The organism is Teichococcus deserti (assembly GCF_001982615.1).
Classification (GTDB): Bacteria; Pseudomonadota; Alphaproteobacteria; order Acetobacterales; family Acetobacteraceae; genus Pseudoroseomonas; species Pseudoroseomonas deserti.
Map to the genome: position 1 here is coordinate 1 of NZ_MLCO01000391.1, position 9,264 is coordinate 9,264.

Below are 9,264 nucleotides of genomic sequence, written 5' to 3' on the forward strand. Positions count from 1 at the left end.
GGGCTCGGCGGCGGCGATCTTCGGCGGCTGGGGTCGCGACGACGGGGGCCCCAGCGGGCGCCGGCGTGCTGGCGGCGATCTCGGCCTGCAGCGCCTGGGGCAGCGCCTCGGCCGGCGGCAGGCTGGGCGGCGGCGCCTCGGCGACCAGGCCGGCGGGCAGAGCGACCGCCGGCGGCGGCGCTGGGGCGGCGATGGCGGGCGCCGCCAGAGCGGGCTCGGCCGGCGCCTCGGCCATGCCCGGCAGGGCGGCCAGCGGCAGGGTCAGCCCCATCGGTCGGCTGGGGGCCAGCAGCGCGCCGTCGGGCAGGGCGGCCTCGGGCGGCGCCAGGCTGGCGACCGGCGGGGCGGCGATCGGCGGCAGGCTGGCCAGCATGGCCAGCAGCCCAGGCTGCGACGGATCGGCGATGACCGGCACCGCCGGATCCGGCGGCGGCGCAGCCCCGGCCGGCAGCGCCAGGGCCGGCGGCAGGTCGAGTAGCGGCGCGGCCTGGCTGGCGGCGACGCTGGCCTGCAGCTGGCCCGCCAAGCGGCTGGCCTCCTCGGCGGCTGCGGCCAGCGCTTCCCAGGGCAGGCCGGCGGCCAGGCCTTCGGCCGACACTACGGCGCCCTTGGCCGCAGCCTTGCCGCCCGGCTGCGCCCCGACGAAAGCGATCGCCTCCGGCGCCCCGGTCAGCCCCGCCAGCAGCTGGAAGAAATCGGCTTCGGCCGGCTGCGGCCCGGCCAGCAGGCTGGCACCCGCGGCGCCGGCGGCGGCCGGGCTGCCGCCGCTCCCCCCGCGGCTGCCGCTCAGCCCGAGACCGGCTGGCAGGGAAGGGTCGCCCACTGGATTGGCCATGGAATCTTTCCGTCGCCGGTTTTTTGCAGAGAGGTCGCCGCGGGCTCGCGCCCCGGCGCGCCCCGATCGGTACGGCCGCTCAGCCGAAGAGGTCGTCCACGGCGCTCTGGCCAAGGCCGCCCTGGGCGGCGCTGCTCGGCCCGTTCAGCAGATGCGCGTCGGGCTTCTTCGCCTCGGCGGCCGGGCCAGGGGCCTGGGTCTCCTCCGGGCTGATGCCCATCAGCGCCACCAGGGCGGCCACCCGCGCCTCGACGGCGCGCATGGTGGAGAGCACCTTGCGCACCCGCTGGCCGGTGATGTCCTGGAAGGCGCAGGCCAGCACGATGGCGGTCGCCGCCTCGTCCACCTCGGTCAGGTCGGCGCCGGTGTCGGTCGAGGTGCCGGCATGCAGCCGGCCGGCGGCGGCCTGGGCGCGCTCCGCCTGGCGCAGGATCTCGAAGGCGGCGCCCTCGGTCTCGCCCACCACCGCGTCCAGCGTGTCGCCCAGCCCCATCGGCGGCGGCGACAGGCCGATCACCTCGGCCCGCGTCTCCGCCAGCAGCTTGGACATGCCGCGCATCTCTTCCATCGCCTGGGCCAGGCGATCGGCTTCCTCGGCCGGCTCGGCACCAGCCTGGTCGGCGGCCTGCTGCAGCCCCATCAGCCGGTCGACCTCGCCGGCGATGGCCGCGGCCTGGCCGGCGATCCGCGCCAGGCCGGAGCGCAGCGATGTCGGCGTGCTCACGGGCCCCGCCTCAGCCGACGACGGACGCGATTTTCGCCTTCAGCGTCTCGGCCGTGAAGGGCTTGACGATGTATTGCGAGGCGCCGGCCTGCTTGGCGGCGACCACGTTCTCGGTCTTGCTCTCGGCGGTGACCATGATGAAGGGGGTGCGGGCCAGGTTGGCGTCGCCGCGCACTTCCTTCAGCAGCTCGAGCCCGGTCATCGGCTCCATGTTCCAGTCGGAGATCACCAGGTCGTAGCGGGCGACCTTGATCTTCTCGAGCGCCTCCGCGCCGTTGCCGGCTTCCTCGACATCCTTGTAGCCGATCTGGTCCAGCAAGTTTCGCACGATGCGCCGCATGGTGGGATAGTCATCGACAACCAGGATCTTCACGCGCCGGTCCCCCTTCTGCGTCCACGGGGGCGCATCATTCAACCGATCCAGGATTTTTCGCAAGAACTATCGGCATGCCCCGGCGCCTGCGGCCGCGCTTCAGCCGAGACCGGGCTCGGGCATCGCATGGCCGAACCATGCGGCATTGCCGGACTCGCCGCCGCCGGCGGGGTCGAAGCGGTGGCAGAGGCCCCAGGCCGGCGCCCCCAGCAGCACCGGCGCGCCGATGCCGCCGGCCAGCCGGTCGGCCAGCCGCAGCAGGCCCGAGGGATGCGGCGGCAGCGGCAGCAGGATCGACAGATCGTCGCCGCCGGCCCGCAGCTGGCGGTCGGCGGCCAGCTGCGCCACGGGCTGGGGTGCGGCGCGGACATCCTCGGGCACCAGCAGCGCCGGGCTGCCGGCCGGCAGCAGCCCGCGCAGCTGCCGCAGGAAGCTCTGACGCAGCGCCGGGCGCCAGGCCGGGCCCCAGTCGCGCGCGGCGATGCCGAGCAGCGCCAGCGGCTCGCCGGCGCCGCGCAGCAGGTCGGCGGCGCGCGGCCAGCCGGCCAGGGCGGCCATGGCCACCGGCCGGTCATGCGGCGTCGCGAAGCAGGCCGGCAGCAGGCCGATCCCGTCGGCCAGCTCGCTGGCCAGGCTGTCCTCGCCGTCGGTCCAGTGGTCGACCAGCTCGAAGCGCAGCAGGTCGCTGACCTCGTTGCCCAGCAGCTCGTCGAGATGGGCGAAGAGGCCGGTGGAGAGCAGCTGGTAACGGTCGTCGCCCTCCGGCGCGTCCCAGATCTCCGGCGCCACGGGGGCGGCGGCGGGCAGCAGCGCCTCGCCGGCGACGCTGGCGCCGAGCGCCAGGCGGGCCGGCGCCGGCCGCATCGGCCAGGCCACCACGCCGTCCTGGCCGCCGCCCCGCTGGCATCCCATTCGCCCCCATCGCAGCAGCGCCGGGCCGTTCCAGCCCGCCGCCGGCGGCAGCAGCGGCGCCAGCAGCCGCCCCGCCGGCAGCAGCGTCGCCGCCTGCAGGCTGCCCGAAGGCGGCAGCCCGGCCAGCCGCCGCAGCCCGGCGGGCCCATGCACCACGCTGACCAGGTCGGCGGCGCCGGCCAGCAGGGCCAGGAGCCGCGCCAGCTGGGCGCCGGCCAGGGCCTGGACGCCGGCCGGGTCGCAGACCAGCACCGCCTCCCCCTCACGCAGGGCCAGCGCGCCGCCGGGCAGCACCAGCAGGCCGGCGGCACGGTTTGACAGCGGCGCGCGGCAGCGCAGCCGCCGCACCGCGGCGCGCTGTGCCCCGGGATCGCCCAGGCGGCGCAGCCGGGCGTCGAAATGGCGCAGCATCGCCATGCCCTCGGCGGTGGTCAGGTCGAAGCTGGTGAGGCCGGCGAGCGGGGTATCCTGCGGCAGGCCCTCGGGGTTCGCGGATCCGGCCAGGCTGGGCATCGCGGCACCATGCGCGTCTGGGTTGATGATCTAGCTAGACTTTTCTCCAAGTCACCGTCAACCAAAGGATGCAGGGCCGCTTCCGGCAAAACATGCGAAAAACGTCGACAGAAACCGCCACGCCATGGCACCACTGCAGGGTTGAATCGGTTCAGGAGAAGCCGGATGCAGATCAACCGCCGCGGCCCGGGCGAGGCGAGCCTGGCCCAGGATGGCCGCGAGCTGGCCGACCTCGTCGCCGCCGAGGCGAGCGAGGCGGAGTTCGAGCTGCTGCTGCACCAGCTGGAGGCGCTGCTGGCGCTGCGCCGGCGCAGCCCGCGCATCGCCCTCACCTATCAGGGCGGGCTGCTGGGCGCCGCCCATGCCGAGCTGCCGGTGCAGCTGATCCTCATCGAGGAAGACCCGCATGACGAGCCGCCGCTGCGCCTGGTCCAGCGCAGCCTGCCGGCCGATGCGGCGGCGCTGGAGGCCGCCGTCAGCCTGGCCGAGCGCCGGCTGGCCACCCAGGCGGCGCGGCAAGGCGGGCCGCAGCCATGACCCCCTCGCCCCCCCTGCGCCAGGCGCGGCTGGAGCTCGATGCGCCGCTGCGCCACCCGCTGCCGCGGGCCGAGGCCGAGGCGCTGGTCGCCCTGCTGCGCGGCCGCGCGCCGCCCGGCCATCCGCATCCGCTGTTCCGCCTGCCCGAGGCGGCGCTGCTGCTGACGGGGGAAAGCCTGGACCATGCCACCGCCGGCTCCCGCCTGCTGCGCGAGGAAGCGGCGCCCCGGCTCGCCATCTCCGCCAGCCTGCCGCCGCGGCCGCGGCTGCTGGTCGGCGCGCTGGACTGGCTGAGCGGGCTGCTGCAGGCCGAGACCGGCGCGCTGCTGGGCTTCGTCGTGCCGCCCGGCAGCCACCGCCACGACATGCGGCTGCTGGCCTGGAACGGCCGGCGGCTGGTGCCGCTGGGGCCGCTGCCGGACCGAATGGCCGCGCCCGGCGGCGGCTGCAGCATGGGCGCCTTCCAGCGCGCCGCCGGCCTGCCCGCCCCCGATGCCGAACGGGAGGAACTGCAGCCGGCGATGCGCCGCGTCGTGCTGGCGCAGCTCGGGCGGCGGGCGCTGCCGGTGTCGCAGGCAGCCCTCGATGGCGGCTTCGACGGCCAGGGGCTGTTCCGCGCCTGGCTGGCGGCGGCGGCGGCCGGGCTGCACGGCTTCCGCACCCGGCTGGGCGTTGCCACGCTGGATGCGGCGTGACCCATGACGCCGTCCATGGCGCGAAAAACGATTTCTGTTGCGAAAAATTCTGGAAGGGCCTAGGTCTGGGTCTGCCCGCAGCAAGCGGGCGCGCGCGCCGCTGAGGGGGATGCGAAAACCTCTCATTGGCGCCGCCGGCAGAAGGCAGGCGAGATGAGGCACGATCCGAGCGCGACCACCCTTTCCCCTGATGCCGCTGGCCGGCCGGCGATCCGCCTGCGCGGCCGCACCCATCCGCTGCTGACGCTGGAGATGGAGGATCTGACGCCCGAGGCGCTGCAGGCGGCACTGGCCGCCAAGCTCGGCGCCACGGCCAGCTTCTTCCGCCACGCGCCGGTGCTGCTGGATTTCGGCGCCTTGCCCGCCGCGGCCGCACCCCGCCTGGCCGCCCTCGTGGAGGTGGTGCGTGGCCTCGGCCTGGTGCCCGCCGCCTTCCGCGCCCGCCGGCCGGAGATCGAGCGCGCCGCGCTGGAGGCCGGCCTCGGCCGCATGCTGGAGGCCGAGCCGCGGCAGGAGCTGACCACCCCCTGCGAGCGCCGCCCGCCCGTGGTGATCACCGAGCCGGTGCGCTCCGGCCAGCGGATCTATGCCGCCGAGGCCGATCTGATCGTGCTGCATTCGGTCTCGCCGGGGGCGCAGCTGCTGGCCGACGGCTGCATCCATGTCTATGGCGCGCTGCGCGGCTCGGCCAGCGCCGGCGTCGCCGACGATCCGCAGGCCCGCATCTTTGCGAAAATCATGGATGCCGAGCTGCTCTCCATCGCCGGCCTCTGGCTGGGCGCGGAAGAAATCCCGCCCCCATGGTCCGGCCGCCCGGCGCAGCTCGCCATCCGCGATGGCTGGCTGCGCTTCTCTGCATTGCCCTGAACCGCATCCGACACCGCATTCGCGTCACGACGAGGGAGAACCCGATGTCCGCGACCGTCATCACCATCACCTCCGGCAAGGGGGGGGTCGGCAAGACCACCACCACGGCCGCCTTCGGCGCCGCGCTGGCGCTGCGCGGCAAGCGCGTCTGCGTCGTCGACTTCGACGTCGGCCTGCGCAACCTCGACCTGGTGCTCGGCATCGAGAAGCGCGTGGTCTACGACTTCCTGCATGTCGCCAATGGCCAGGCCAAGCTGCAGCAGGCGCTGATCCGCGACAAGCGCATCGACAAGCTGCATGTGCTGGCGACCAGCCAGACGCATGAGAAGGACGCCCTCACGCCCGAAGGGGTGAACCGCGTCATGGCCGAACTGAAAGAGGAGTTCGATTATATCCTGTGCGACAGCCCGGCCGGCATCGAGCATGGCGCCATCATGGCGCTTTACCATGCCGACCATGCCATCGTGGTCTGCAACCCCGAGGTCAGCTCGATCCGTGACGCCGACCGGATCCTCGGCTTCATCGCCGCCCGCTCGAAGCGGGCCGAGACGGGGATGGAGCCGGTGCAGGAGCATCTGCTGGTCACCCGCTTCGACCCCGACCGGGTGAAGACCGGCGAGATGCTGCCGCTGAACGACATCCAGGACATCCTTTCCGCCGAGCTGCTGGGTGTGGTGCCGGAGAGCAAGGCGGTGCTGCGCGCCTCCAATGCCGGGATGCCGGCCAGCCTGGACAGCGGGACGGATGCCGGCCGCGCCTATCACGACGCCGTGGCGCGCTTCCTCGGCGAGGTGCGCGATCCGATCCGGGTCGCCGCCCCGCGCGCCACGGTCACCGTGCAGGAGGAGCCGCGCGGCTTCCTGCGCCGGCTCTTCGGCTTCGCCTGACGCCCTGGCCCCGGGAGACCGCGACCATGTCCCTGATTGCCCTGATCCAGCGCCGGCGCAACACCGCCGGCATCGCCGCCGCCCGGCTGCGGCGGCAGGTCGGCGCCGACCGGCTCGCCGTGCTCGGCGAGGACATCACCCAGCGCATCCAGGACGCCTGCCTGCGCGAGATCCGCAAGCTGGCGCGCGGCGGCCATGTGCGGGTGCGCATCGGCAGCTCGCCCGCGCTGGAGGTGCGGGAGATCGATATCGACCTGACGCCGGGACGGTGAGGAGGGCGGGATGCTGATCTCGGCTTCGCAATGCCGCATGGCACGCGCGGCGCTCGGCCTCAGCCTGCGCGAGCTGGCAGCCGCCGCCGGCGTCTCGGTCAACACGCTGAGCCGCATCGAGGGCGATGGCAATGTCACCAGCAAGACGCTGGCCAAGGTGCAGCAGATCCTGGCGCAGGAGGGCATCCTGTTCCAGCGCGACGGCTCGGTCTCGTTGACGGAAAGACGGCCGCCCTAGGCTCAGGCGGCGAGCGATTCCGCGTCGTCCTCCTCGAGCAGCGGCATGGCGTCCAGCGGCTCGAGGCTGCTGATGTTGGTGGTCGGATAGAAGGCGACCAGCCAGGATTTCAGCGGCGTCTGGCCGGCGGGCTTGGGAAAGCCCTTGTCCAGCGCGCGGCGCAGCCGCGGGTCGATCAGCGCGATGCCGTAATCGGGCAGGCTGCGCTTGTGGCTGGCATAGGCGTTGAGCTCGGCCTTGAAGCGGCGCAGATCCTGCGTCGTGCCGACACGGTTGCGCAGCTTGGCCAGCCCCATCCGGAAGCCGCCCGGTGGGCCGCTGCGGGCGATCTCGTACAACCGCTTGGCCACCGGCGGCAGCTCGAAGTACTTCGGGCTGTACGTCAGAAAGTGCTTGTCCTGCACCATGGCGCGGAACAGCCAGGCGCAGAGGGTGAGCTCCACCGCGCGCATCTGCTTCTGCCCGTCCTTGCCGCGGCGATAGAGGATCTTGTACTCGTCGAGCCAGCCGAAGCCGCGATCCTCGCCCTCGCCGCCGGTCTCGATATTGGTGCGCACGAAGGTCGACTTCAGCCGCGCCAGCGACTCTTCCAGCCGCTCATAGGCCGAGCCGCCCGGCGTGCTGCCCGTCGTGATGAAGAAGTCATGCGCGGTGAAGGTGATGCGCGGCGTCGGGTTCTCGCCGCGGTTGATCTTGTCGGCGATCAGCGAGGCGGAATAGACCAGCAGCTCCTTGTCCCAGATCGAGGCGACGCCGTGCTTGGTGCCGACCACCTCGATCCAGGTCTTGCCGTCATCATAGCGCGGCAGCTCGGTCTCCTTCTCCCGCCGCAGCGAGAAGAAGTTGTAGACCATGGTGTTGCGGTCGCCCTTGACCTTGCCGACCAGGGGGCTGTCGGTGGGACCGAAGTTGAAGGCCTGCTGCTCGTCCATCGCGCCCACCGCCTGCCGCCCCCAACGCCTGCTGCGCCTCGTTTGTGGCTGAGGCGTCCCGGCAATTCCAGCCTTGCCGCACCGGGTGTCGGCGTGGCGACGAGCTTTTTCCGAAGCCGCCCTCGTCGCCACGCCGACACCCGGCGGCGGGCCTTGTCAGGCGGGGATGCGCCAAAGCGCGCCGACTTATCCACAGGGGCGGGTCGTCGTGACGCCGACGCCTATCACGAGGCTCGTCTCGACGCCGACAAATCCTCGTCGCCACGCCGACGCAGACTCGGCGCCACGGCGTCGCATCCTCGTCGCCACGCCGACCGATCCTCGGCGTGAGGCCGACAAGTTTCCGCTTAACCTGATGATCCTGAAGGGAAATTCAGAGTCCATAACTCTATAACCTTGTGACTCTATGACTCTTTCAACACTGAAAAAGTAGAGCAGGGAGGTCGGCGCCGTCGGTGGCTGACGCACCAGGAAGCCAGCAGAAACGCCAGCCAGCAGCGATGTCGGCGTAAGGACGAGTCGCTGCTGCCGAGTTATCGCTATTTATCAACCCAGGGTAGAATTTTTGCTGCTGATCCAGCGCAGAAAGAAATCCGGGCTGGAATCGGGTAGAAATACTCGTCGTAACGCCGACATGCCGGCGTCCATCCGGTTTGTTCTTGGCAGGGCGGGGCGGCTGAGCCGACAAGGCCAAGATTCCTGCCTTGACCGACGACTTCTTTGCGAAAAATATACGAGAGCGGGGCGAAAATCGGCCGGTTATGGGGTGGCTGGCTCAGAGCCGGCCCAGGCAGGGAGAAGCCCGATGCCCGATGGACGTGTTTGCGGCCCGATCCTGCTGTTTGGCGGCAGCGGGCTGCTGTTGTGCGCCGACCAGCTGCATCCCTGGCTGGGGGCCGGGATGCTGGGATGGCTCGCCTTCGGGCTGATCGCCCTGGGGCTTCTGGCCGCCATGCTCGCCTGGCACCGTGATTTCACCGAAGCCGCCTTCCAGACCCATGCCGCAATGCGGCATATGGCAACCGGGCACGGCGCGGCCGGCCCCGCAAGGCGGGTGAGGATCCGCATCCGCTGCGCACGCTGAGCCCGCCCTGTCGCCCTGGTCGTTCCGGGACGGCCTGGCAGGTGCCCTGGACGGCCAGAGAACTGGCCAGTTGGTATGGAAGGACGAGCGATGAGTGATCCCCTGAACGGCCACGAGATCTGGGTGGTCTGGGGCGGTATCTTCCGTGACACCAGCTTCCAGGAGCTGGAGCAGGGCACCGAAGAGCTGCTTGGCCCGTTCCACAGCCAGGCCGCGGCCGAAAAGGCCTGGCTCGAGCGCATGCGTCGCATGGTGGACATCGCGTCGCATCGGCTCTTCGTGCTGCGCGCCCTGCCGACGCCCAAGGCTGGCGCGTGACCGCGGGCGGCCCTGCCCTGGCGGCGGCAGGTGGCCTGCCGCCCCTGCCCTCGCCCGGGCCGCGCCGCCCCCTGGCC

12 protein-coding genes and 1 pseudogene are annotated in these 9,264 nt (G+C 72.3%); 8 read left to right on the forward strand and 5 right to left on the reverse strand.

Features of this window, described 5'->3' with window-relative positions:
* From BKE38_RS27785 to BKE38_RS27800, 4 genes and pseudogenes are all read right to left on the reverse strand, one after another.
* Positions 1 to 835: pseudogene (locus BKE38_RS27785) on the reverse strand (hypothetical protein); the annotation flags it as partial.
* A gap of 79 nt (positions 836 to 914) precedes the next feature.
* Positions 915 to 1,559, reverse strand: a complete 645-nt coding sequence (locus tag BKE38_RS27790) for a protein phosphatase CheZ (protein WP_076960406.1) — start codon at positions 1,557 to 1,559, stop codon at positions 915 to 917.
* Between the two features lie 10 nt (positions 1,560 to 1,569).
* Positions 1,570 to 1,932 carry a response regulator gene (locus tag BKE38_RS27795; protein ID WP_076960407.1) on the reverse strand — a complete coding sequence of 121 codons (363 nt, stop codon included), beginning with the start codon at positions 1,930 to 1,932 and terminating at the stop codon, positions 1,570 to 1,572.
* A 99-nt stretch (positions 1,933 to 2,031) separates the two neighbouring features.
* Entirely contained in the window at positions 2,032 to 3,357 is a 1,326-nt protein-coding gene (locus BKE38_RS27800; RefSeq protein WP_076960408.1) for a hypothetical protein, read from the reverse strand.
* Positions 3,358 to 3,522: 165 nt separating this feature from the next.
* Between BKE38_RS27800 and BKE38_RS27805 the strand changes: the two genes are divergently transcribed.
* The 6 genes from BKE38_RS27805 (at position 3,523) to BKE38_RS27830 (ending at position 6,853) form a co-directional block, all read left to right on the forward strand.
* Positions 3,523 to 3,894 (forward strand): hypothetical protein, encoded by a 372-nt coding sequence (locus tag BKE38_RS27805; protein ID WP_076960409.1) that lies wholly within the window; start codon positions 3,523 to 3,525, stop codon positions 3,892 to 3,894.
* On the forward strand, positions 3,891 to 4,589 hold the full coding sequence (locus tag BKE38_RS27810; protein WP_076960410.1) for a hypothetical protein: 699 nt from the start codon (positions 3,891 to 3,893) through the stop codon (positions 4,587 to 4,589). Before BKE38_RS27805 ends, BKE38_RS27810 begins: the two co-directional genes overlap by 4 nt.
* Before the next feature lie 153 nt (positions 4,590 to 4,742).
* Entirely contained in the window at positions 4,743 to 5,456 is a 714-nt protein-coding gene (minC, locus tag BKE38_RS27815; protein WP_083747921.1) for a septum site-determining protein MinC, read from the forward strand.
* Positions 5,457 to 5,500: 44 nt separating this feature from the next.
* Entirely contained in the window at positions 5,501 to 6,343 is an 843-nt protein-coding gene (minD, locus tag BKE38_RS27820) for a septum site-determining protein MinD (protein WP_076960411.1), read from the forward strand.
* Between the two features lie 26 nt (positions 6,344 to 6,369).
* Positions 6,370 to 6,615, forward strand: coding sequence for a hypothetical protein (locus BKE38_RS27825; RefSeq protein ID WP_076960412.1), 246 nt, complete (start codon positions 6,370 to 6,372; stop codon positions 6,613 to 6,615).
* A 10-nt stretch (positions 6,616 to 6,625) separates the two neighbouring features.
* Positions 6,626 to 6,853, forward strand: coding sequence for a helix-turn-helix domain-containing protein (locus BKE38_RS27830; RefSeq protein WP_076960413.1), 228 nt, complete (start codon positions 6,626 to 6,628; stop codon positions 6,851 to 6,853).
* Between the two features lie 2 nt (positions 6,854 to 6,855).
* Here the strand turns inward: BKE38_RS27830 and BKE38_RS27835 are convergent, their stop codons facing one another.
* Entirely contained in the window at positions 6,856 to 7,785 is a 930-nt protein-coding gene (locus BKE38_RS27835; protein WP_076960414.1) for a replication initiator protein A, read from the reverse strand.
* Positions 7,786 to 8,590: 805 nt separating this feature from the next.
* On the opposite strand from BKE38_RS27835, the gene BKE38_RS27840 reads away from it, so the two are divergent.
* Positions 8,591 to 8,869: a hypothetical protein gene (locus BKE38_RS27840; protein ID WP_076960415.1), complete on the forward strand. Its 279-nt coding sequence runs from the start codon at positions 8,591 to 8,593 to the stop codon at positions 8,867 to 8,869.
* 90 nt (positions 8,870 to 8,959) lie between these two features.
* A complete protein-coding gene (locus tag BKE38_RS27845; protein ID WP_076960416.1) occupies positions 8,960 to 9,187 on the forward strand; it encodes a DUF4170 domain-containing protein in 228 nt (75 codons plus the stop codon).
* The last annotated feature ends 77 nt before the right edge of the window (positions 9,188 to 9,264 follow it).